This window comes from Pseudomonas alcaligenes, from assembly GCF_014490745.1.
Taxonomy (GTDB): domain Bacteria; phylum Pseudomonadota; class Gammaproteobacteria; order Pseudomonadales; family Pseudomonadaceae; genus Aquipseudomonas; species Aquipseudomonas alcaligenes_C.
This window is the reverse complement of the sequence record NZ_LZEU01000001.1, coordinates 1,471,878-1,494,380: the sequence shown is the minus strand read 5'-3', so window position 1 is coordinate 1,494,380 and position 22,503 is coordinate 1,471,878. Positions and strand designations below refer to the sequence as shown.

The following is a 22,503-nucleotide window of genomic DNA, read 5'->3' as shown; positions in this document are numbered from 1 at the left end:
CAGGCCCGCCCCGATTTCCCCTCTTCGCCCGCCCCGCGAGCGAGTCACTGATCGCCAGTCGTCGACTGCCGATCCGCTACCACCTGAGCCACAATAAAACTCCACCGGAGACCCGATGATGAAGACTGCCCTGTCCCGCGTCGCCCTGCTCACCTGCGGCCTGCTGCTGTCCAGCCAGCTGTTTGCCGAACCCAAGCGCCCCGAGTGCATCGCCCCGGCCAAACCCGGCGGCGGTTTCGACCTGACCTGCAAGCTGGCCCAGAGCGGCCTCAAGGACAACGGCCTGCTCAAGGCGCCGATGCGCGTCACCTACATGCCCGGCGGCGTCGGCGCAGTGGCCTACAACGCGGTGGTCGCCCAGCGGCCGAAGGACGCCGGCACCATCACCGCCTTCTCCTCCGGCTCCCTGCTAAACCTGGCCCAGGGCAAGTTCGGCCGCTACGACGAACACGCCGTGCGCTGGCTGGCCGGCATCGGCACCGACTACGGCGCCATCTCGGTAAGGGCCGACTCGCCCTACCAGACCCTCGGCGACCTGGTCGCAGCGCTGAAGAAAGACCCCGGCAGCATCGTCTTCGGTGCCGGCGCCACCATCGGCGGCCAGGACTGGATGCAGACCGCGCTGCTTGCCCGTCTCGCCGGCATCGATCCGCAGCAGCTGCGCTATGTGGCCTTCGAGGGTGGCGGCGAAACCCTTACCGCGATGCTCGGTGGCCACGTACAGGTGACCTCCAGCGGCCTTGGCGAAGTCACCCCGCAGCTGGCGGCGAACAAGATCCGCATCCTCGCCGTGCTCTCCGACGAGCGCCTGCCGGGTAAGCTGAGCGGTATCCCCACCGCCAAGGAGCAGGGCTTCGACATCACCTGGCCGGTGATCCGTGGCTTCTACATGGGCCCGGAAGTCAGCGATGCCGACTTCGCCTGGTGGAAGAGCCAGTTCGACACCCTGCTGGCCAGCCCCGAGTTCGCCAAGCTGCGCGAACAGCGCGACCTGTTCCCCCTGAGCATGACCGGCGACCAGCTGCAGGCCTACGTGTTCAAGCAGGTGCAGGACTACAAGGCGCTCGCCGGCGAATTCGGCCTAGCCAAATAGGGAAGCTGCTGCGCTAGGAAATGCTGCGTTGGAAAGCGGCTCGGGCGAGTCATTTAGCTGACTAAACTCCCCGCCCTCGCCGCTTTCCGCCTTGCCTTTCCGTCGCTCCCTCCGCTCCCTCCGCTCCCTTGCGAGGAACTTCTCATGTATGTCCGCCTGTTCGCTGCGGTCTGGCTGCTCGTCTGCGCCTTTCTCGCCGTGGTCGCCTGGGGCTTCCAGGCACCCTTCTCGTATGACCCGGTCGGCCCGCGCGCTTACCCGCTGCTGCTCCTGACCCTGATGACCGTGGCCGCGCTGTGGCTGCTGTGCAAGCCCAATGGCGAGCCGACCCTGCCGATCTCCTGGGCGCTGGCACGCAAGGTCGCCCTGTGCGTTGGCGCCCTGCTCGCCTATGCCCTGCTGTTCGAGCCGCTGGGCTTCGTGCTCAGCACCGCGCTGGCCGGATTCAGTCTTGGCCTGCTGTTCGGCGGCCGCCTGTTGCTCAGCGCCGTCAGCGGCCTGCTGATGGGCGTGCTGCTCTACGGTTTTTTCGATTACCTGCTCGACGTGCCGCTGCCACTCGGCGTGTTCGCAGCCTTGGTGGAGAGCTGAGATGGAAACGCTGAATTTCTTGCTGCAGGGCTTCGACGTCGCCACCCGCCCGGTCAACCTGCTGGTGGCGCTGTTCGGCGCCTTCGTCGGCACCGTGGTCGGCCTGCTGCCGGGCCTGGGCCCGATCAACGGCGTGGCTATCCTGCTGCCGCTGGCCTTCGCCCTCGGCCTGCCGCCGGAAACCGCGCTGATCCTGCTGGCCGCCGTGTACCTCGGCTGCGAGTACGGCGGGCGCATCTCGGCGATCCTGCTCAATGTGCCGGGCGATGCCGCGGCCATCATGACCACCCTCGACGGCTACCCCATGGCGCGCCAGGGCAAGGCCGGCATCGCCCTGTCGCTGTCGGCGATGAGCTCATTCATCGGCAGCACCATCGCCACCATCGGCGTCGTATTGTTCGCGCCGATCCTGGCCAACTGGGCGGTGGCCTTCGGCCCGGCCGAGTACTTCATGCTGATGGTGTTCGCCATCGCCTGCCTGGGCGGCATGGTCGGTGACAAACCGGTGAAGACCCTGCTCGCCGCGCTGATCGGCCTGGGCCTGGCCACGGTCGGGGTAGATGCCACCACCGGCGTGTACCGCTTCACCTTCGACAGCATCGGCCTGTCCGATGGCATCCAGTTCGTCATCGTGGTGATCGGCCTGTTCAGCGTCAGCGAAGTGCTGCTGATGCTGGAGCACACCAGCACTGGCCAGCAGGCGGTGAAAGCCAGCGGACGCATGCTGTTCAACGCCAAGGAGTTCGCCTTCACCTGGTGGAGCACGGTGCGCAGCTCCCTGGCCGGCTTCGTCATCGGCGTGCTGCCGGGCGCCGGGGCGACCATCGCCAGCGCCATCACCTACATGAGCGAGAAGCGCATGGCCGGCGACAAAGGCCGCTTCGGCGAAGGCGACCTGCGCGGCGTGGCGGCACCGGAAGCGGCCAACAACGCCTCGGCCTGTGGCTCGCTGATCCCCATGCTGACCCTCGGCGTACCCGGCTCGGGCACCACGGCGGTGATGATCGGCGCCCTGACCCTGTACAACATCACCCCCGGCCCGCTGCTGTTCGAGCAGCAACCGGACGTGGTCTGGGGCCTAATCGCCTCGCTGTTCATCGGCAACGTCATCCTGCTGGTGATGAACATCCCGCTGGTCGGCCTGTTCGCCCGCATGCTCAGCGTGCCGAGCTGGATCCTGGTGCCGGCCATCACCATCGTCAGCCTGGTCGGGGTCTACGCGGTGCACAGCACCACCTTCGACCTGGTGCTGATGATCGGCCTCGGCGTGTTCGGCTACCTGCTGCGCAAGATGGATTTCCCGCTGTCGTCGCTGATCCTCGGCTTCGTCCTCGGCGAACTGATGGAGTCCAACCTGCGCCGCGCCCTGTCGATCAGCAATGGGGATCTGGCGATCCTCTGGCACAGCCCGATCAGCATGGCGCTGTGGGGCCTGGCCGCGCTGATGCTGGCCCTGCCCGGCCTGCGCTGGCTGCGCAAGCGCCGCTCGCTGCGGGCCGCGCATGCCTAACTGGCTACTGACGCCACTGGTCGGCGCCGCCGGTGGCTGGCTGGCCAGCCTGGTCGGCTGGCCGCTGCCGTGGATGGTCGGCTCCTTGCTGGCGGTGATCCTGCTGCGCTGCCTGGCCGGCCTCGATCTCGGCGAAGTGCCCGGCGCGCGCAAGGCCGGGCAGTGGCTGGTCGGCACCGGCATCGGCCTGCACTTCAGCCCGGCGGTGCTGGAACAGATCGCCAGCCATGGCGGGCTGATCCTCGCAGGCGCCCTGGCCACCAGCCTTACCTGCTTGATCGGCATCGGCCTGCTGCGCCAAGGCGGCGCCGACCGCGCCACCGCGTTCTTCGCCAGCATGCCCGGCGGCGCCAGCGAAATGGTCAACCTAGGCCAACGCAACGGCGCGCTCAGCAGCCAGGTGGCCGCCGGGCAGAGCCTGCGCCTGCTGCTGGTGGTACTCAGCGTGCCGGCGCTGTTCCAGTGGCTGGTCGCCGGCCCCCTGCCCGTCGAGCATCAGGGCGGCGCGCTCGACTGGCGCTGGCTGGCCCTGTTGCTGGTGGGCGGTGCACTGTTCGCCCTGCTCTGGCAACGGCTGCGCCAACCCAACCCCTGGCTGCTCGGGCCGATCCTGTTCAGCGCCGTCTGCTGCGTGCTGTTCGATCTCGACCTGAGCCTGCCGCAGGGCTCCAGCCAGATCGGCCAGTGGCTGATCGGCAGCGCCCTGGGTTGCCACTTCGAGCGCAGCTTTCTGCGCCATGCGCCGGCCTTCGCTGCCCGCGTTTTGCTGGCCACCAGCCTGGGCATGCTCGCTGCCGCCCTGGCGGCCGAAGCGCTGGGCTGGTTCAGCGCGCTCGATCATCGCTCGCTGATGCTCGGCATGATGCCCGGCGGCATCGCCGAACTGAGCCTGACCGCCGAGGCCCTGGCGCTCTCGGTACCGCTGGTCACCGCGCTGCAGGTGTTGCGCCTGCTCTGCGTGCTGTTTCTCGCCGAACCGGCCTTCCGCTGGTGGCTCAGGCGCAGCAGCGGCTGAAACACTTCCCCGCACCACGTTTGGCCCGCCTTGTGCGGGTCTTTTTTTAGCGCGTGTGTCTGGCTGAACCTTACTGCCACACAGCTGTTCTATCTTCTTGCCTACAGCCCATGCGCGAGTCCCGCCATGCCCCTGCGCCGCCACCTTATCGCCCTGTTCTGTCTGTGCCTGCTGCTGGGCGCCTGCAGCCGCCTGGATCTGGGCTATCGCCACCTGGATTGGCTGATCAGCTGGTCGCTCGACGACTACCTCGACCTCAGCAGCCAGCAGAAGCGCTGGCTCAAGCCGCGCCTGCAGCAGCACTTGCGCTGGCACTGCAGCACACAGCTGCCGGCCTACTCGGCCTGGCTGCAGCGCAGCGAAGAGCTGGCCGGCCAGGCGCAGGTCGAGCCGGAGCAGTTCGCGGCGCAATTCGACCAGTTCCGCCAGGCCCTCGATGCCGTCTTCATCCAGTTCACCCCGACCCTCAGCGAGCTGCTCGGCGGCCTCAGCCCGCTGCAGGTGCAGCACCTCAGGCAGCGCATGGCCGAGGAAGACCAGCAACTGCGCGAGGACTTCCTCGACCCGCCACCCGAGCAGCAGATCGCCGAGCGCCAGGAGCGCATGCAGGAACGTCTGCAGCCCTGGTTCGGCAAGCTATCGGAACAGCAGCAGGCGCTGCTCGCACACTGGGCGCAGCAGCCGGAACTGAACAATCAGGACTGGTTCGACAACCGCGCGCGCTGGCAGCAAGCCTTTGCCGCAACGGTGGACGACCGCCGCGGCGCTGACTTCGCCCAGCGCCTGCAGCACCTGCTGCAACAACGCACGGAGTTCTGGACGCCAGCCTATCGCGAGCAGTTCGAGCGCTCGCAGACGGCGCTGGCCGAGTTGTTCGCCGGCCTGATCAACAGCGCCGACGCCAAGCAGCGCCAGCGCCTGCAGCAGCGCCTTGGGCAGCTGCGCGAAGACCTCGACGGCCTGGCTTGTGTCAGCCCTGCAGAGCCGGCAGTCGCCAGTCGATCGGAGTGAGGCCGCACTGCTCCAGGTACTTGTTGGTGCGGCTGAAGTGGCCGTTGCCGAGGAAGCCACGGTAGGCCGACAGTGGCGACGGATGCGCCGACTTCAGCACCAGGTGGCGAGTGCTGTCGATCAGCTTCTGCTTGCTCTGCGCATGGGCGCCCCAGAGCAGGAACACCAGGTTGCCCGGGCGCGCATTGACCGCCTCGATCACCTTGTCGGTGAACGGCTGCCAGCCCTTGTCGGCATGGGAGCCGGCATTGGCCTGCTCCACGGTCAGCGAGGTATTGAGCAGCAATACGCCCTGCTCGGCCCAGCTCTGCAGACAACCGTGGGCCGGAATGTCGATATTCAGGTCGCGCTGCAGTTCCTTGAAGATATTCACCAGCGAGGGCGGCGCCGGCACCCCCGGCTGCACCGAGAAGCACAGGCCGTGGGCCTGGCCCGGGCCGTGGTAGGGATCCTGTCCGATGATCACCACCTTGACCTGCTCCAGCGGCGTGGAGTTCAGCGCATTGAAGATCATCGGCCCCGGCGGGAAGATCACCTTGCCGGCGGCCTTCTCGCTGCGCAGGAACTCGCCCAGGGCGGTCATGTAGGGCTTGTCGAACTCCTCGCGCAGGGCTTCCTTCCAGCCCGGTTCGAGTTTGATGCGGTCGTCGACACTCATGGGATGTTCCTGCGCTAAAAACAAAGACGGCACGCTAGGGAAGGCACAGGGGCAAGTCAAGGTTGGCAGACCACTCCCGCGTCTTGTCCCTCGCGGGTTACACCCGCCCTACGCAACAACCTGATGCCGCGCCATCACGCCCCTGGATGCAGATTGCCGCTCCCGCCAGGCGGGACAAGACTGCAAGTCTCACCCAGCGGAGCAGCCAGCATGAGCACAGCCACCGGTATCAGCCGCGAGCGCCTGGAACAGGCCCTGCAACACTCCACCTTCGCCCAGCTGCTGGGCGCCGAACTGCTCGATTTCGAACCGGGCAAGGTCAGCCTGCAGGTACGCAGCCGCCCGGATCTGTGCCAGCACCACGGCTACATGCACGGCGCGGTGGTCGGCTTCATGGTCGACAGCGGCTGCGCCTGGGCCGCCGCCTCGATGGTCGGCGACGTGGTCACCAGCGAGTACAAGCTCAACCTGCTGGCCCCGGCTCTGGGCGAACGCCTGGTGTGCCGCAGCGAAGTGCTCAAGGCCGGCCAGCGCCAGGCCGTGTGCCGGGCCGATGTGTTTGCGGTCAAGGATGGGGCGGAGAAGCTGGTGGCGACGGGGCTGGCGACTATTGCACGGGTCTGAGCCCGGCATTGGTTCTTGCTGAGAATTGCTACTGAGCGGCAGCTTTCCCAGCGTTTTCTGAATTCGCTGCGCTAGAGCTGTGGCTTTACTTCATCTGCAACACACTCCTCACCCCACGCAGAACTCCGTGTGTTGCGTTATCAGCAAACCTCAAAGCCAGGAGCTGATACGCGGCAGAGTCTCCATAGACACACTGCAACCGATTACGTAGCCTCGAGGCAGGTCTTGTCGCGTCTACCCCATTGCCGATTGTCGCGTTTCAGCGCCCAACCCAATGGGCTCAGTAGGTTACGCATGGACAAGGAACGTTATACGACACAAGTGGCGTAAAAAATTACCCCACATGTGTCGTCTACTTATAGTTAGGGAAAACATGCCCATCCGCATACTTTCAGCAATCGCAGCTCTCCTGATACTCAGCTTGCCAGCATTTTCCGATGAATGCGCTCCGCAAGAACCCACGCTCGCAGAGCTGCGCCTCCTCCTTAAGGAAAACCCGGAGGAGATAGCAAAGAAAGAGTCTGCATTTGAAAGGCCACGCTTTTTTGCTGTGCATGGCTACGGCGCACAAATTGTTGGCATCTCGCCAGAGCTGGCTAACTGTGCAATGTCCGCAGGCTACTCCAAGCCAATGCCTGGCACCTCTGACTATTTATGTACAAATGAAATTGTAAACTTACAGCCATCCGCACAAGCTTTTGCGGTTAGGCACAATGTTGAGCTAGCAAAACTCATAAAGATCGAGTGCCCCTAACAATGCGCTCAACTGCCGCTCACTTCGTTCGCTGGACAGCCAAAAGCTGCGCTTTTGTCTGCCCGTTAGCTTAATCGTTAGGCAGCAAAGATGGCCAGGATTCAAATACCAGACAATCTAGGCGAATGTGAAATCATCATCGCCAAAGCTGGACACTTTGCTGTTTGGAATCATAAATCTGGAAAAAACAGATTCATGGTCGCTTGCAAGAGCAAAGAGCAAGCTGAGCTTCTTCTGAAGAAACTCAAGGAAAAAGACCACAACGGAGAGGTATGGTTATGAGCCTACACCCAATGTGTTGCAGCCTAACAATGCGCTCAACTATCGCTCACGTCCGTTCGCTGGACGTCCAAAAGCTGCGCTTTTAGCCGCCCGTTAGCTTAATCGTTAGGCACTATATGAATCACTGCTGTGGGCAAATGAAAAGCCAGGTAAATCACAGGTGTGATCTTCATACTGGTGTATTTGAATGCCCAGACCACCTAATCAAGTACTCTGATAAATTCAATGAGTACGGGATAGTTATTCATGATGGTGGCACATCTTCAATCACGATCAAATTTTGTCCCTGGTGCGGCTCAAGACTACCTGAATCAAAGCGTGACCAATGGTTCGATGAGCTAGAAAAGCTCGGATATGAAAATCCATCTGAGCAAGAGATACCTGAAAAATATAAAAGCGGTGAGTGGTATCGCGCCTAACAATGCGCTCAACTGTCGCTCACTTCGTTCGCTGGACGTCCAAAAGCTGCGCTTTTGGCCGCCCGTTAGCTTAATCGTTAGGCAAATCCATGACCGAGCTCATCTATCGACCACTTCGATATCGCGACCGATGGTTCGCCTACTTAGACCTACTAGGCTTCACAAATCTCGTTAGTACGAGCGTTATTGAAGAAGTCTTACCTATTTACTCCGAGGCACTTGAGCAGATGCGCAAGGCCTGTAAATTTGGCAAGAGTGAGGCTGGGCTGCTTAACTCGTGGTTCTCAGATACTTTCATCATCTACTCGCGCTCTGACAGTCTGCAGGACTTTGCACATGTAGAGAGTGCTGCAAGAATATTCTTTCAGTTGCTTATCTTAAAGAATATTCCTGTTCGAGGGTGCATCAGCCACGGCAAGCTCTACTCGCAGGCCAAACAGAACGTATTCGTAGGCCCAGCACTTATCGAAGCCCACCGGTACGGTGAGGCCCTCGACTGGGTTGGTTTTTGTTTAGCGCCAAGCGTTGAAGAAAAATTGAAAGACGACTTGCCTTTAGAGCAAAGGGCTCATTATCGAAAGGTCTCCGACCGGAAAATCCTCAGGAAAGCTGAGGCCGAATATTTGTATGCGTTCGCGTTCAACAACGGCACAGTGAACGGAAAGAACCCATACCGCAAAGCTCTAGAAACCATGCAAAAAAAATCGCCACCAGAAGCCGCACAAAAATATGTCAACTCGCTCGATTTCCTTAATCGATTTACCAAGGTCGACACCTGATGCCTAACAAGCGGTTCAAGTCGTTCGCTTCGCTCACTCGGGACCGGCTAAAGCCGGCCCCTTAACCAAACGTTAGGTACCACTGGAGATTCCGAGTGCGCTTGTTCGTTGCTCACTTCGTCCTTCGCGAGGAGAATCTTTGGTTCTCCGATCCATCACAAAAGACTGTCCTTAAGCACTCTAGCGTTCATTACCTTTGTGCCCAGCTCTTCTCGGCTCAGAGCCCGGAGGCCGCCTGTGAGAGGGCCTTTGGCATGGTGGAAGGATTCAGTGACTCAAATCATGATGGCCCCGGCGATCTCACCACCTATCAGTGCATCGGGGTACACCAATTAGAAGAAGTTACGGTAGCCGGAACTACATTGGAGCAGGCTCTAAACGCCCCTTATGGAATTGATGTCGGGCACATACTGTGCGGGGTAAACACTCCATCCATAGCAAGCAAGAGTGAGCTACTTTCGGCGGTGCAAGGTGGTATCTAACAATGCGCTCAAAGCGCTCACTTTGTTCGCTGGGACGGCGTTCCGTCGCCCCTTAGCTTAATCGTTAGGCAAACAACATTTAACTGGAAACGCATGAAACCTCTACAGGAAAAAATATTTTTAGCAGTTATTATCTGCACCATCACTGGTTGCGCCACAGAGATAGACCCTAAAAGCCTGCAGCCGACTCCAGAAGACATTACTATAAGTATTGATCGACCTTACACTTACACAGCGCAGTACGGTGGCATGTGTAAGCCACGCATTAAATACTCTCTCGCGCCAGGCAACTATATAGCAGAATTCCAAGACAAAAATGGCATCTTCTACATAGGCCCCAAAACTCCTGTTTCATCTGAGTTACTGACGACTGAATGTGGCGGAACAATAGGCGCAGGACTTCAAATAAAAGGAGGGGTGTACCTTCCAAATAATCACGCCCAAGATGCAATTATTTACTTTTATCAGCCTCCAAACGCACTTTATGATGTTTTTGTTCTAGGCGAAACAACCCACCCTCCATCTGGAGTAATTATTGAGACCATAATTCAATCTGGCTATGGAAAGATTAATTTTTTGCCGCTTCAACCAAAAGATGGGCAGCTGCGCAAGAGCTTGAGCCAAGTCAGATAACAGCAATAGTTAAACTGGATAGCCTAACAAATGGCTCAAGTCGTTCGCTCCGCTCACTCGGGACCGGCGAAGCCGGCCCCTTAGCCAAACGTTAGGCACCAATAGGTAGGAGTAAGGCATGACGAAGGGAATCATTCTGTTAGCTCTGTCAGTGCTGACCTTTCTGGCCTCTTGGTACTGCCTGTTTTGGGTGTTTTCTTCAAGTAGCCTTGCAGCAATCGAGTGCAACGCACAGTTCTCGTTCTTTCACGACAATCTGCGTTGCCGCTGGGCTTCATTTGCGTCTGTACTTTGGGTCTTAACCGGTATCCTTTCGATGGTCCTTCTGTACTTCAGCGTCAAAGCCTTCAAGCACTCCAACAACAAAGCTGGTGCCTAACAATGCGCTCAACTGCCGCTCACTCCGTTCGCTGGACGTCCAAAAGCTGCGCTTTTGGCCGCCCGTTAGCTTAATCGTTAGAGGTCAGCACATGGCAGTGCAGCAACTCGGGCCAACCACAGTATCCGTAACCGAAATTGCATGGGATGGAAGCGATCTTGGAAATACTGAGGCCAATGAATTCTGGTCACAGCTCTCTGCTCAGCTTCAAAAAATAGCTATCTCTGAGTTTTTAGCTGGCAATCGCCCCAGCAGCATTCTTCGCAACGACCCACGAAACATTATTGTTCTCTCATTTTCGGCGCCGCCAAAGTCATTAAAATCAACCACTGGCTCTCTGCGTGTACACACAGAATTTCAACACGGAAATTACTGCTACGACGGAACGGCCTGTACTTACGAGGATTTAGAGTCTGGCGACTTTCTTGCATTCGACACAGCGGCGTTGGTGCATGCCCTCTAACAATTGGTTCAAGTCGTTCGCTTCGCTCACTGCGGGACCGGCTAAAGCCGGCCCCTTAACCAAACGTTAGGTATTGCTATGGAATCTCTCGCTGAACAGTTGTTGTATCTGACCGTCCGCTTAGAAGGTGCTACTAAAGCTGGCACCTCTGTGGGAACCGGATTTCTCTACATGCACAAGGAACGACTATTTGTCGTGACTAACAAACATGTGGTTGCCGGTGTAGTAGCAGGAAATTTTGTTCTCCGAAAAGCTGTTATCAAAGACGGCGAAAAGGTCGTTGTCCCAGGCGAGGGCTACACAATTCCATTCAATGAAGCAAACTTCATTGGGCACCCGTCTGCGGCTGTCGATGTCGCCGCAATGAACATCTCGAAAATAATTACAGACCTTGAGGCAGCCGGTAATCAGGTGCTCTGGAAGAATATCGTTAATGAGACTAGTCCAAAGGCTGAGGACATCGAAAAATACATTGGCCCAGTCGAGGATGTTGTCTTTATTGGATACCCCAGTGGCATCTGGGATTCAAAGAATCTGCTTCCTGTTGTTCGAAAGGGAATTACCGCAACCCCCTACTATGTTCCGTTTCAAGGTGAGCCAAAGTTTCTAATCGATGCGTCAGTTTTTCCCGGCTCAAGCGGTAGTCCTGTATTTATCTATTACGCGGGTAGCTACCCCGACAAGGCCGGCAATCTTTATGCAGGGAGCCGCGCGTTTTTCTTGGGCATATTGGCTCAGGTATTTCAACGCACAGAACAAGGTGACATCAAGATCAAGGAAGTTCCAACTGCTCAAGTAGCAATCGCCGAAGTTCAGCAGATGATCGATTTGGGTATCGTGTTCAATGACTCAACCGTGATTGAGTGTTTAAGCAACTATTTGGCGGTGGTTGGTGGCAATACCTAACAAGTCCGTCAACGCGGACCTGCGCAAGCGGAGCTCCGCACCGCCTGCGCAGGCCGGTTACGTCCAACGTTAGCCGCCATGAATCATACAATTCGCTATAGCTCATCCCGCACCGAAGTTTGGCATTGGTACTGGCAAGCATGGAGAGCCAAGTTATGGCGCGTGCATATCCTGCTGGCCGCTGTTCTCAGTTTATGTTTGGCAAAATCCAGCTTTGCCCATCCGAGCCTTAGTACTCTAGCGCTCTACTTTGCTACCACTCTTCCACTAACAACCATAGTAATGGCGGTCTACCCCCAGCTTACATTCAAGAGCAAGGAGCGTACTCTCACTGTAGGGCGAGAAGGCTGGCATACTCAAATTGGTAAACACTCTGGATCTCGCACTTGGGCCGAGGTAGCCTCCATCCAAACGGAAGCAGGCAATATTGTTATAACCGGAACCAATGGAAATGCTCTCATAATCCCAGCTAGAGCCTTCCTAGAACCTGCAGCACAAGAACAGTTTCTTAGCGACATACAGCAATGGCATGTGCAACATGTCGGCTAACAATGCGCTCAAAGCGCTCACTCCGTTCGCTGGGACCGGCGAAGCCGGCCCCTTAGCTTAATCGTTAGGAGCTTTTGTGGAGTCTGTGCAGCTCAATCAAGCGTTCCTTAGCCATACACCAATTTCTGGTGTGGCCTATCAGCATAATGATTTCGTGCTTGTCGTAAGTGGCGCGCACGCCGGCAGCAAAGGCTCGCTAGCTTCTCTTATATCTCTCAGCCCAGAACCAACATTTATTCTGGAGCTGGAATCCGGTTTCGATGTAGAAATCAAACAATCGGAGCTCGCGCATGCAGTCTCCTAACAATGCGCTCAAAGCGCTCACTTCGTTCGCTGGGACGGCGTTCCGCCGCCCCTTAGCTTAATCGTTATAGGTCAGCACACAAATGAAGTATGTTGCCGAAATCCTAAACTCAATATCAGCGCTTCTTTGGCCGATCTTCGCATTCTCGGCCATATTTCTATTTAGAAAGGACATTTCAAGCGCAATAGCAAGAATCAAAAAAGGCACATTCTTAGGGCAAGAAGTGGAGCTGAGTGAATCCTTAAATAAACTTCACGAATCTGCAAATATTCTGTCGAAGGAAGTTTCCGAAATTCCAAGCAAGCAGCAACCAACCACAGCAACCGAAAATGCAGCTGCCAGCAGAGAAGAAGAAACAATAAAATCTATAATACAAGAGGCGGCCAGATCTCCCAAGGCGGCTCTATTATTGCTAGCTGCAGAAATTGAAAGAGAAACCAGGCACACAATGGCATGCCTGGGGCTTCTTGATGGAAGAAAAAACATTTCATTAATGCAGGCAATATCAGAGCTTGATTCACATTATAGCTTCCCTCGGCACGTCCCTAGCAGCCTCAAATTATTCTGGGAAACACGCAACAAGCTTATTCATGGGGGCACAGCAGACGACGGAAACATTCTGAGCGCAATAGACTCCGGGGTCTCTATTTTAAAGTCTCTTTACTCGCTACCCCGCGAAGCTAATTGGATACATAACCCAGGAGTTGCCATCTACTCAGACCCTGAGTGCAAGAGCATCTTTGAAATCGGAAAGGGCGTGATACTAAAAAGCTCTTCACCTAGCGGGGCAAAAACATTCTACCGAATTTTCCCAACAACCAAGACGGACTATGTGAAAGGCAAGCGCGTTTCTTGGGAGTGGAGCTTTTCTAATAGTTGGAACAGTGCATGGTACAAAGACCCTGACTCAGGGGAAATCAAGCAAGCGTGGATGTCTTCCGCCGAGTTCATTGGAAGACACCTTGATGACATATGACCTATAACAAGTCGCTCACTGGACTCGCAAAAGCTACGCTTTTGCTCGCCTGTTAGCTTAATCGTTAGGTATTTGGAGCACAGCCAGGGTCTAGATGCTCAAGTAATTGCAATTGGGCCTTTCTCAGAGGTTGCACCGGGCAGGCGGTCGTAACAAACCGGTTCCTAGCGTGTACTTCGTAGGCAAGTCTTGGGCTAGCTGCATCCTTTGGCGTCAAGGCCATGGAGCCCGGTAAACACTAGTGCCCACCTGGCCGTTATCTGTCCCGCTCCAGCCCTCCTGCGGCAACTCTACCCTCAGCGCAATGCCCGGTAATACCTGCTCGCCGCCCGGCCCTGCAGGCGCAACTGGGGCCGGTACGAATGCAGTAATGGCCCGAGCAGATGGAGCATTTGTGCCAATTGTCGGCCAGTGCGGCCCCAGGCCTTAAAGCCCCTCACTCCAATGCGCTGAGTATCCGGTAAGCCAGACGCACCCGGGCTTCGTTGGGGTAGTTGCGGTTGGCCAGCAGCACGATGCCGATCTGCCTGGCCGGCACGAACGCCACATAGGCGCCAAAGCCATTGGTCGAGCCGGTCTTGTTGACCCACACCGCGTCCTGCGCCGGCAACGGCGGCTGCAGCGGGTTGACCGCATGGCTCTGGTAGGCCACCTGGCTGGAGTTGCCCTGCAGCAGTGCCTCCAGCGCGACCGGGTAGCGGTACTGCTCCCAGATCAGATCCTGGGTCATAGCCCCCAGGGTGAAGTAGCCGGTACGGGTAGCGCGTAGCGCTTGTGCCAGTTGCGGCTGCAGCTCGGTGTGGCCCAGCTGGGCCTCGACGAAATGCAGCAGATCCCTGGCGCTGGTCTTCACCCCATAGGCCTCGTCGGCCAGCACCCCGGGATTCAGCCTGGCCGGCGCATCGTCCTTGCTGTAGCCCTGGGCATAGAGCGCCTGCCTGTTCGCCGGCACCCGCAGGTAGCTGTTGGGCATGCCCAGGGCGGGAAACAGCTGCCGCTCCAGCGCCTCGGCATAGGGCAGGTGCAGGCTCTTGGCCGCGATCACGCCGAGCATGCCGATGCTCGGGTTGGCGTAGGTACGCTGGCTGCCTGCGGAGTACTGCGGCTGCCAAGCCTTGAGGTAGTCCAGCAGCTGGGCGTTGTCGTGTACCGCCTCCGGCACCTGGAGGGGAAAACCGCCGGCGGTATGGGTCGCCAGGTTGACCAGCGTCACCTCGGCAAACGGGCTGCCCTGCAGCTCGGGCAGGTGCTTGCCGACCTGGTCGGACAACGACAGCTGACCCTTGGCCTGGGCGTATGCGGCCAGGGTAACGGTGAAGGTCTTGCTGACCGAGCCGATCTCGAACAGGGTATCGCTGCTCACCGCCTGCCCGGTCTGCCGGGAGGCCACACCGTAGTTGTAGTAGTGCGACTGGCCATTGACGCTGAGCGCGATGGCCAGGCCGGGGATCTGGTGCTGCTGCATCGTCTCTGCCGCAGCGCTCTGCACCAGCGCATCGATGGCCGCCGCAGCGTTATCGGCCAGCGCCAAGCGGCTGCCGGCCAGCAGTAGTAGCGCGGCACACAGCTTTGCGCTTGGGTACATAGGACTTCCTCGGTGCGCTTGAGCGGGAGCCGAAATTACCACCTCGGCTCCCCCGCCCCCAACCCTGCGCGACGCCATCACCCCTGATGCAGCGCCCGATAATGGCTGGGCGCCATGCCCACCACCTTCCGGAACAGGCGCGAGAAGTAATAGGGGTCGTCGTAGCCCAGTTGCTCGCCGATCTGCCGCACTTCCAACGAGCCCTGGTCGAGCAGGCGGCAGGCGTGGGCCATCTTCAGGTTGATGAAGTCCTGGATCGGCGCATGGCCGGTCAGCGCGCGGTAGGTCTTGGCGAAATGGAAGCGTGACAGCTTGAACTGCGCCGCCAGCTCGTCGAGGTTGAGGTTGTCATGCAGGTGCGCGCGCATCACCGCCTGCACCGCGTCCACGTCCAGCACTCGCCCGGACTTGAGCTTGGCCCGCGCCGGCAGCACCGCCAGGGAGCTGAGCAGGGCTTGCAGCTGGTGCGCGGCATGGATGAAGTGCGGCAGGTTGAGGCCTTGGCGATGCAGGCCGAGCAGCGCATCGAAGTCGGCCAGCAGGCGCGGTTGCACGCCGATGCGGCGCAGGCGCGCCGGGCCGAGCAGGCGCAGGAAGTCGTCGCACAGGCTGCCGTCGAAATGCACCCAATACAGCGTCCAGGGCCGTTCGGCATCGGCGCCGTAGGTGTGGGCCTGGCCCTTGGGCAAGAGCAGCAGATCGCCACCGCCAACCTCCAATCGTCCATCCTCGGTTTCCAGCCAGCCGCGTCCGGCACGGCAGTAGATCAGCAGATGGTCGTCCGGCTGCTGGCGCTGCATGCGGTGCCCGGCCGCCTCCGGGTAGAACCCCAGGGCCAATGGAAAGCAGCCCGCAGCTAGCGGCTGGCGCGCCAGCAGGCGACGCAGGCGCGGCGGGGTGATAAAGCGCAGGCCGTTGGCCGGCAACGGCCAGTTGGAGGTTTCCACTGCGGTATTCACAGGCAGGCTCTCGATCATGAATACCAAGATCGTCCATCCCGGCGACAAGATCGTCAATCCACAAGCTGTCGGGCAGTGGCTATAACAAGGGCACAAAAAGTAGATTCAGGAGAAACCTGATGGCCCGCGTGATCCCCCAACTGATTGCCGGCGAGTGGCAGACCAGCCATTCCCGCGAACTGATCGAAGTGACCGACCCGGCCACTCAGGAAGTCCTGGCCCTGGCGCCCAAGGCCACTACCGACGAGATCGAGGCGGCCATCGCCAGCGCCAAGAGCGCCTTCCTCGCCTGGCGCGAAGTACCGGTGCCAGAGCGCGCGCGGCTGATGCTGCGCTACCAGCATCTGCTCAAGGAACACCACGACGAATTGGCCGAGATCCTCGCGGGGGAAACCGGCAAGACCTTCGCCGACGCCAAGGGCGATGTCTGGCGCGGCATTGAGGTGGCCGAGCACGCGGCCAATATCTGCAGCCTGATGATGGGCGAGACGGTCGAGAACGTCGCCCGCGAGATCGACACCGCCAGCTATATCCAGCCGCTCGGCGTGTGCGTCGGCATCACCCCGTTCAACTTCCCGGCAATGATCCCGCTGTGGATGTTTCCGCTGGCCATCGCCTGCGGCAACACCTTCATCCTCAAGCCGTCCGAACAGGATCCGCTGACCCCCAACCGCCTGGCCGAGCTGTTTATCGAGGCCGGCGCGCCCAAGGGCGTGCTGCAGGTGCTGCATGGCGGCCGCGAGGTGGTCGATGCCCTGCTGGTACACGAGGATGTGCGCGCCATTTCCTTCGTCGGTTCGGTGCCGGTGGGCCAGCACATCTACCGCACCGGCACCCAGCACCTGAAACGCGTGCAGGCCTTCGCCGGGGCCAAGAACCATATGGTGATCATGCCCGACGCGCCCAAGGACCAGGTCATCAGCAACCTGCTCGGCGCCAGCTGCGGCGCAGCTGGGCAGCGCTGCATGGCGATCAGCGTGGCGGTATTCGTCGGCGAATCGAAAGCCTGGATCGATGAGCTGGCGGCGCAGATCGCCGAGCTCAAGCCCGGCTACTGGAAAGACCCGAGCGCCGCCTACGGCCCGCTGATCAGCCAGCAGGCACGCCAGCGCGTGCTGCGCCTGATCGCCGAGGGCAAGGCCGAAGGCGCGCAGTGCCTGGTCGACGGCTCGCACTGTGAGGTGCCGGGCTACCCCAACGGCAACTGGCTGGGGCCGACCCTGTTCCGCGGCGTGACCACCAAGATGGGCCTGTACCGCGAAGAAATCTTCGGCCCGGTGCTGGTGTGCATGGAGGTCGACACCCTGGAGCAGGCCATCGAGCTGGTCAACGCCAGCCCCTACGGCAACGGCACCAGCATCTTCACCCGCTCCGGCGGTGCCGCGCGGCACTACCAGCACGCGGTGGAAGTCGGCCAGGTGGGCATCAACGTGCCGATTCCGGTGCCGCTGCCGTTCTTTTCCTTCACCGGCTGGAAGGGCTCGTTCTATGGCGACCTGCACGCCTACGGCAAGCAGGCGGTGCGCTTCTACACCGAGACCAAGACGGTCACCAGCCGCTGGTTCGACGACACGCCAGTGACTGGCCCGAACATGACCATTCAACTGAAATGAACCCGCAGCAGGCTGGCTACCCGCCGGCCTGCTTGCCTGCCAGGGAACACCCCTTCCCCGCTGAGGATTGGCTATGGATTTTGAACTGAGCGACGAACAACGCCTGCTGGTGCACAGCGCCGGCGCCTTTGCCGCGCGCGAGCTGGCACCCCATGCCGCGGACTGGGATCGCGATCATCACTTCCCGGTCGAGGTGATCAAGCGTGCGGCCGCCCAGGGCTACCTGGCCCTGTACATCAAGGAAGAAGACGGCGGCCTGGGCCTGTCGCGGCTGTCCAGCTCGCTGATCTTCGAGCAACTGTCCGCCGGCTGCATCGCCACCACGGCGTTCCTGACCATCCACAACATGGCCTCGTGGATGCTTGCCTCGTTCGGCGATGCCGCGCTCAAGGAGGCCTGGCTGCCGCGTTTGACCAGTGGCGAGCTGCTGGCTTCCTACTGCCTGACCGAACCGGACGCCGGCTCCGACGCCGCACGCCTGCGCACCCGCGCCAAGCGCGACGGCGACGAGTACGTGCTGGATGGCAGCAAGTGCTTTATCTCCGGTGCTGGCAGTACGGACGTATTGATCGTCATGGCGCGCACCGGCGAGGACGGCGCCAAGGGCGTGTCCTGCTTCCTGGTGCCGGGCGATGCACCGGGGGTGAAGTACGGGCGCAACGAACTGAAGATGGGCTGGCGCGCCCAGCCGACCCGCACCATCACCTTCGAGAACGTGCGCATCCCGGCCGGCAATCGCATCGGCCCGGAAGGCCAGGGCTTCGTCTATGCCATGAAGGGCCTGGACGGCGGCCGCATCAATATCGCCAGCTGCTCGCTGGGCGCGGCCCAGGCGGCGCTGGAACAGAGCCTGCGCTACGTCGAGGAGCGCAAGCAGTTCGGCAAGGCGCTCAGCGAATTCCAGGCCCTGCAGTTCAAGCTGGCCGACATGCTCACCGACCTCACCGCCAGCCGGCAGATGGTGCGCCTGGCCGCGCACAAGCTCGATCACGCCCACGCCGAGGCCAGCCTGTACTGCGCCATGGCCAAGCGCTTCGCCACCGACCACTGCTTCACCCTGTGCAACGAGGCGCTGCAGCTGCACGGCGGCTACGGCTACCTCAACGACTACCCGCTGGAGCGCTGGGTGCGCGACAGCCGGGTGCACCAGATACTCGAAGGCACCAACGAGATCATGCGGGTGATCATCGCCCGCCGCCTGCTGGAACAGGGCGGCATGCTTGATCGCCTGTTGTAGCCTTATGACTCCCCTCTCCCTCCGGGAGAGGGGCCGGGGGGGAGGGGCGGAGTCGCCCCGGGCACCCTCACCCCAGCCCTCTCCCAAAGGGAGAGGGAGCACCACATACGAGGATCATTCATGACCACTGCCATCGAAGCCTACAAACCCGGGGTTTTCGACCTGACCCACAAGATCACCGTGGAGAAGCACGGCCACACCGCGCTGATCACCCTCAACCACCCGCCGGCCAACACCTGGGATCGCGACTCGCTGATCGGCCTCAAGCAGCTGGTCGAGCACCTCAACCGCGACGACGACATCTACGCCCTGGTGGTGACTGGCCAGGGCAGCAAGTTCTTCAGCGCCGGTGCCGACCTCAACCTATTCGCCGACGGTGACAAGGCCCGCGCCCGCGAGATGGCACGGCGCTTCGGTGAAGCCTTCGAGGCCCTGCGCGATTTCCGCGGCGTATCGATTGCCGCGATCAACGGCTACGCCATGGGCGGCGGCCTGGAGTGCGCGCTGGCCTGCGATATCCGCATCGCCGAGCGCCAGGCGCAGATGGCCCTGCCGGAAGCCACCGTAGGTCTGCTGCCCTGCGCCGGCGGCACCCAGCACCTGCCCTGGCTGGTCGGTGAAGGCTGGGCCAAGCGCATGATCCTCTGCGGCGAGCGCCTCGACGCCGAAACCGCCCTGCGCATCGGCCTGGTCGAGCAGGTGGTGGACAGCGGCGAAGCCCGTGGCACCGCCCTGCTGCTGGCGGCCAAGGTGGCGCGGCAGAGCCCGGTGGCGGTGCGCACCATCAAGCCGCTGATTCAGGGCGCCCGCCAGCGCGGGCCGAATACCTGGCTGCCGGAAGAGCGCGAGCGCTTCGTCGACCTGTTCGACGCCGACGACACCCGCGAAGGGGTCAATGCCTTCCTCGAGAAACGCGACGCCCAGTGGCGCAATAAATAACCGTAGGAGCGAGCTCTGCTCGCGAACAAGTCGGCACCGTCTGATTCGCGAGCAGAGCTCGCTCCTACCAACATGAGCAAGGTTGCCCTCATGAATGTGCATTTCGAAGAACGCCCCGGCCTGCACGGCTACCGCATCGGCATCGCCAGCCTGGATGCGGAGAAGAGCCTCAACGCCCTGACCCTGCCGATGATCGAGGCGCTGGATGCCCGCCTGCGCGCCTGGGCCGCCGATCCGACCATCGCCTGTGTGCTGCTGCGCGGCAACGGGCCCAAGGCCTTCTGCGCCGGCGGCGACGTGGTGCAGCTAGTGCAGCAATGCCGCGAGCATCCCGGCGAGGTGCCCCCCCTGGCGCGGCGTTTCTTCGCCGACGAATACCGCCTCGACCACCTCATCCACAGCTACCCGAAACCGCTGCTGTGCTGGGCCCACGGCCATGTGCTGGGCGGCGGCATGGGGCTGATGCAGGGCGCCAGCGTGCGCATCGTCACGCCGAGCAGCCGCCTGGGCATGCCGGAGATCAACATCGGCCTGTACCCGGATGTCGGCGGCAGCTGGTTCCTCGCCCGCCTGCCGGGCAGGCTCGGCCTGTTCCTCGGCCTGACGGCCAGCGGCATCAACGCCCGCGACGCCCTCGACCTCAACCTGGCCGACCGCTTCCTGCGCGACGACCAGCAGGAACTGCTGCTCGCAGGCCTGGTGCAGATGAACTGGCAGGAGCAGGCTCCGGCCCAGCTCACCAGCCTGCTGCGCGCCCTGGAACAGGACGCCCGCGCCGACCTGCCGCAGGCCCAGTGGCTGCCGCGCCGCGAGCGCATCGATGGGCTGCTCGACGTCGCCGACCTGCCCGGCGCCTGGCACGCCCTCAGCACTCTGCAGGGCGACAGCGACCTGCCCCTGGCACGCGCCGCCAAGACCCTGGCCGAGGGCTGCCCGCTCACCGCGCATCTGGTCTGGGAGCAGATCCAGCGCGCCAGGCACCTGTCGCTGGGCGAAGTATTCCGCATGGAATATGCGATGAGCCTGAACTGCTGCCGCCACCCGGAATTTCCCGAAGGCGTGCGCGCCCGCCTGATCGACAAGGATCAGGCGCCGAAGTGGCACTGGGCAGACGTGGCAAGCATTCCCGCAGCGGTGATCGAGGCGCACTTCGCGCCGCTGTGGGAAGGCCCGCACCCGCTGGCCGATCTCTAACCCTGTAGGAGCGAGCTCTGCTCGCGAATGTCCCCGGCACTGCCCGCTTCGCGAGCAGAGCTCGCTCCTACAAACGAGGACATACGAGGAGAACAACAACAATGACCCAGATCGCCTTTATCGGCCTCGGCCACATGGGCCTGCCCATGGCCCGCAACCTGCTCAAGGCCGGCCAACGCCTCAAAGTCTTCGACCTGGTGCAGGCTGCCGTCGACGAACTGGTGGCCGAAGGCGCCAGCCCGGCCAGCAGCGCCGCCGATGCGGTGCGCGATGCCACGGTGGTGATCAGCATGCTGCCGGCCAGCCGGCATGTCGAAGGGCTGTACCTGGGCGATGGCGGCCTGCTCGCCCAGATAGTCCCCGGCAGCCTGGTGCTGGAATGCTCGACCATCGCCCCGGACGCGGCACGCAAGGTGCACGCGGCAGCCGCCGCCCGCGGCATCGGCATGCTCGATGCGCCGGTATCGGGCGGCACCGCCGGCGCCGCCGCCGGCACCCTGACCTTCATGGTCGGCGGCAAGGCGGAGGCCCTGGAAAAGGCCCGGCCGATCCTCGCCGCGATGGGCAAGAACATCTTCCACGCCGGCCCGGATGGCGCCGGCCAGGTGGCCAAGGTGTGCAACAACCAACTACTCGCCGTGCAGATGATCGGCACCGCCGAGGCCATGGCCCTGGGCGTGGCCAGCGGCCTCGATCCGGCGGTGCTGGCGGAGATCATGCGGCAGAGCTCCGGCGGCAACTGGACGCTGGAGAAGTACAACCCCTGGCCCGGGGTGATGGAAAACGCGCCGGCCAGCAAGGGTTACAGCGGCGGCTTTATGGCCGAGCTGATGGCCAAGGATCTCGGCCTGGCCCAGGAGGCCGCCCAGGCCACCGCCAGCAGCACGCCGATGGGCGCCCTGGCCCTGCAGCTGTACCGTCTGTTGCTCAAACAGGGCAATGGCAAGCTGGACTTCTCGGCAGTGCAGAAGCTGTTTGTCGAATAGGCCGCTGCCGCCAACCACTGGATTCCCGCCTGCGCGGGAATGACGAGGAGAACCAAGCGGTGCTGAGTCGTAGGGCGGATGCAATCCGCGGCACAAAAGCAACGCGGGTTGCACCCACCCTACCAAGGGCATGCCGGCTGATCTCGCTGCTGGGCTGGATTCCCGCCTGCGCGGGAACGACGAGGAGAACCAAGCGGTGCTGAGTCGTAGGGCGGGTGCAATCCGCGGCACAAAAGCAACGCGGGTTGCACCCGCCCTACCAGGGCATGCCGGCTGATTTCGCTGCCGGGCTGGATTCCCGCCTGCGCGGGAATGACGAGGAGAACCAAGCGGTGCTGAGTCGTAGGGCGGGTGCAATCCGCGGCACAGGCAACGCGGGTTACACCCGCCCTACCAGAGCATGCCGGCTGATCTCGCTGCCGGGCTGGATTCCCGCCTACGCGGGAATGACGGCAATAGAGCACGGCACCGGGTTTACTCGTCATTCCCGCGCAGGCGGGAATCCAGTCCAGACGACTACCGTGTGCGGCTAACGGCTCGCCCACCCAGGCCCCTACAACGG

Annotated in this window: 24 protein-coding genes; 21 read left to right on the top strand and 3 right to left on the bottom strand. The window is 61.3% G+C overall.

Annotated elements, in window-relative coordinates:
- Window positions 1-118: 118 nt before the first annotated feature.
- The 5 genes from A9179_RS06660 (at window position 119) to A9179_RS06640 (ending at window position 5,220) form a co-directional block, all read left to right on the top strand.
- On the top strand, window positions 119-1,093 hold the full coding sequence (locus A9179_RS06660; protein WP_187808524.1) for a Bug family tripartite tricarboxylate transporter substrate binding protein: 975 nt from the start codon (window positions 119-121) through the stop codon (window positions 1,091-1,093).
- A 144-nt stretch (window positions 1,094-1,237) separates the two neighbouring features.
- Entirely contained in the window at window positions 1,238-1,684 is a 447-nt protein-coding gene (locus A9179_RS06655; RefSeq protein WP_187805044.1) for a tripartite tricarboxylate transporter TctB family protein, read from the top strand.
- A 1-nt stretch (window position 1,685) separates the two neighbouring features.
- On the top strand, window positions 1,686-3,194 hold the full coding sequence (locus A9179_RS06650) for a tripartite tricarboxylate transporter permease (protein WP_187805043.1): 1,509 nt from the start codon (window positions 1,686-1,688) through the stop codon (window positions 3,192-3,194).
- Complete coding sequence (locus tag A9179_RS06645; protein WP_187805042.1) at window positions 3,187-4,209, top strand: AbrB family transcriptional regulator; 1,023 nt, start codon at window positions 3,187-3,189, stop codon at window positions 4,207-4,209. The genes A9179_RS06650 and A9179_RS06645 overlap by 8 nt, the downstream gene beginning before the upstream one ends.
- Window positions 4,210-4,335: 126 nt before the next feature.
- The gene (locus tag A9179_RS06640) at window positions 4,336-5,220 is read left to right on the top strand and encodes a DUF6279 family lipoprotein (RefSeq protein ID WP_187805041.1); all 885 of its coding nucleotides are present in this window, start codon (window positions 4,336-4,338) and stop codon (window positions 5,218-5,220) included.
- Here the strand turns inward: A9179_RS06640 and ung are convergent.
- A complete protein-coding gene (gene ung / locus A9179_RS06635) occupies window positions 5,180-5,878 on the bottom strand; it encodes a uracil-DNA glycosylase (protein WP_187805040.1) in 699 nt (232 codons plus the stop codon). The two genes, A9179_RS06640 and ung, sit on opposite strands and share 41 nt — an antisense overlap.
- Window positions 5,879-6,088: 210 nt before the next feature.
- On the opposite strand from ung, the gene A9179_RS06630 reads away from it, so the two are divergent.
- The 11 genes from A9179_RS06630 (at window position 6,089) to A9179_RS06585 (ending at window position 13,428) form a co-directional block, all read left to right on the top strand.
- Entirely contained in the window at window positions 6,089-6,502 is a 414-nt protein-coding gene (locus tag A9179_RS06630) for a PaaI family thioesterase (protein ID WP_187805039.1), read from the top strand.
- A gap of 343 nt (window positions 6,503-6,845) precedes the next feature.
- Window positions 6,846-7,256 carry a hypothetical protein gene (locus A9179_RS06625; protein ID WP_187805038.1) on the top strand — a complete coding sequence of 137 codons (411 nt, stop codon included), beginning with the start codon at window positions 6,846-6,848 and terminating at the stop codon, window positions 7,254-7,256.
- A gap of 90 nt (window positions 7,257-7,346) precedes the next feature.
- On the top strand, window positions 7,347-7,538 hold the full coding sequence (locus A9179_RS06620) for a hypothetical protein (protein WP_187805037.1): 192 nt from the start codon (window positions 7,347-7,349) through the stop codon (window positions 7,536-7,538).
- A 116-nt stretch (window positions 7,539-7,654) separates the two neighbouring features.
- The gene (locus tag A9179_RS23160; protein WP_394354718.1) at window positions 7,655-7,957 is read left to right on the top strand and encodes a DUF6980 family protein; all 303 of its coding nucleotides are present in this window, start codon (window positions 7,655-7,657) and stop codon (window positions 7,955-7,957) included.
- A gap of 89 nt (window positions 7,958-8,046) precedes the next feature.
- The gene (locus tag A9179_RS06615) at window positions 8,047-8,736 is read left to right on the top strand and encodes a hypothetical protein (protein ID WP_187805036.1); all 690 of its coding nucleotides are present in this window, start codon (window positions 8,047-8,049) and stop codon (window positions 8,734-8,736) included.
- Window positions 8,737-9,311: 575 nt separating this feature from the next.
- On the top strand, window positions 9,312-9,851 hold the full coding sequence (locus A9179_RS06610) for a hypothetical protein (RefSeq protein WP_187805035.1): 540 nt from the start codon (window positions 9,312-9,314) through the stop codon (window positions 9,849-9,851).
- 118 nt (window positions 9,852-9,969) lie between these two features.
- Window positions 9,970-10,230 (top strand): hypothetical protein, encoded by a 261-nt coding sequence (locus A9179_RS06605; protein ID WP_187805034.1) that lies wholly within the window; start codon window positions 9,970-9,972, stop codon window positions 10,228-10,230.
- Window positions 10,231-10,321: 91 nt separating this feature from the next.
- A complete protein-coding gene (locus A9179_RS06600; RefSeq protein ID WP_187805033.1) occupies window positions 10,322-10,693 on the top strand; it encodes a hypothetical protein in 372 nt (123 codons plus the stop codon).
- Between the two features lie 78 nt (window positions 10,694-10,771).
- The gene (locus tag A9179_RS06595) at window positions 10,772-11,599 is read left to right on the top strand and encodes a S1 family peptidase (RefSeq protein WP_187805032.1); all 828 of its coding nucleotides are present in this window, start codon (window positions 10,772-10,774) and stop codon (window positions 11,597-11,599) included.
- Between the two features lie 625 nt (window positions 11,600-12,224).
- Window positions 12,225-12,452: a hypothetical protein gene (locus A9179_RS06590; protein ID WP_187805031.1), complete on the top strand. Its 228-nt coding sequence runs from the start codon at window positions 12,225-12,227 to the stop codon at window positions 12,450-12,452.
- Window positions 12,453-12,534: 82 nt separating this feature from the next.
- On the top strand, window positions 12,535-13,428 hold the full coding sequence (locus tag A9179_RS06585; protein ID WP_187805030.1) for a hypothetical protein: 894 nt from the start codon (window positions 12,535-12,537) through the stop codon (window positions 13,426-13,428).
- A 436-nt stretch (window positions 13,429-13,864) separates the two neighbouring features.
- Here A9179_RS06585 and ampC read toward each other — a convergent pair whose 3' ends face one another.
- Both ampC and A9179_RS06575 read right to left on the bottom strand, forming a co-directional pair.
- The gene (gene ampC / locus A9179_RS06580) at window positions 13,865-15,013 is read right to left on the bottom strand and encodes a class C beta-lactamase (RefSeq protein WP_187805029.1); all 1,149 of its coding nucleotides are present in this window, start codon (window positions 15,011-15,013) and stop codon (window positions 13,865-13,867) included.
- Window positions 15,014-15,090: 77 nt separating this feature from the next.
- Window positions 15,091-15,990 (bottom strand): AraC family transcriptional regulator, encoded by a 900-nt coding sequence (locus A9179_RS06575; RefSeq protein ID WP_223123177.1) that lies wholly within the window; start codon window positions 15,988-15,990, stop codon window positions 15,091-15,093.
- Window positions 15,991-16,091: 101 nt separating this feature from the next.
- Here A9179_RS06575 and A9179_RS06570 point away from each other — a divergent pair, with 101 nt between their 5' ends.
- The 5 genes from A9179_RS06570 to mmsB all read left to right on the top strand — a co-directional run bounded on the left by A9179_RS06570 (window position 16,092) and on the right by mmsB (window position 21,941).
- Window positions 16,092-17,585 carry a CoA-acylating methylmalonate-semialdehyde dehydrogenase gene (locus tag A9179_RS06570; protein ID WP_187805028.1) on the top strand — a complete coding sequence of 498 codons (1,494 nt, stop codon included), beginning with the start codon at window positions 16,092-16,094 and terminating at the stop codon, window positions 17,583-17,585.
- A 73-nt stretch (window positions 17,586-17,658) separates the two neighbouring features.
- Window positions 17,659-18,822: an acyl-CoA dehydrogenase family protein gene (locus tag A9179_RS06565; protein ID WP_187805027.1), complete on the top strand. Its 1,164-nt coding sequence runs from the start codon at window positions 17,659-17,661 to the stop codon at window positions 18,820-18,822.
- A gap of 120 nt (window positions 18,823-18,942) precedes the next feature.
- The gene (locus A9179_RS06560; RefSeq protein ID WP_187805026.1) at window positions 18,943-19,761 is read left to right on the top strand and encodes an enoyl-CoA hydratase; all 819 of its coding nucleotides are present in this window, start codon (window positions 18,943-18,945) and stop codon (window positions 19,759-19,761) included.
- Window positions 19,762-19,851: 90 nt separating this feature from the next.
- The gene (locus A9179_RS06555; protein WP_187805025.1) at window positions 19,852-20,955 is read left to right on the top strand and encodes an enoyl-CoA hydratase/isomerase family protein; all 1,104 of its coding nucleotides are present in this window, start codon (window positions 19,852-19,854) and stop codon (window positions 20,953-20,955) included.
- Window positions 20,956-21,056: 101 nt separating this feature from the next.
- A complete protein-coding gene (gene mmsB / locus A9179_RS06550) occupies window positions 21,057-21,941 on the top strand; it encodes a 3-hydroxyisobutyrate dehydrogenase (protein ID WP_187805024.1) in 885 nt (294 codons plus the stop codon).
- Window positions 21,942-22,503 lie beyond the last annotated feature (562 nt).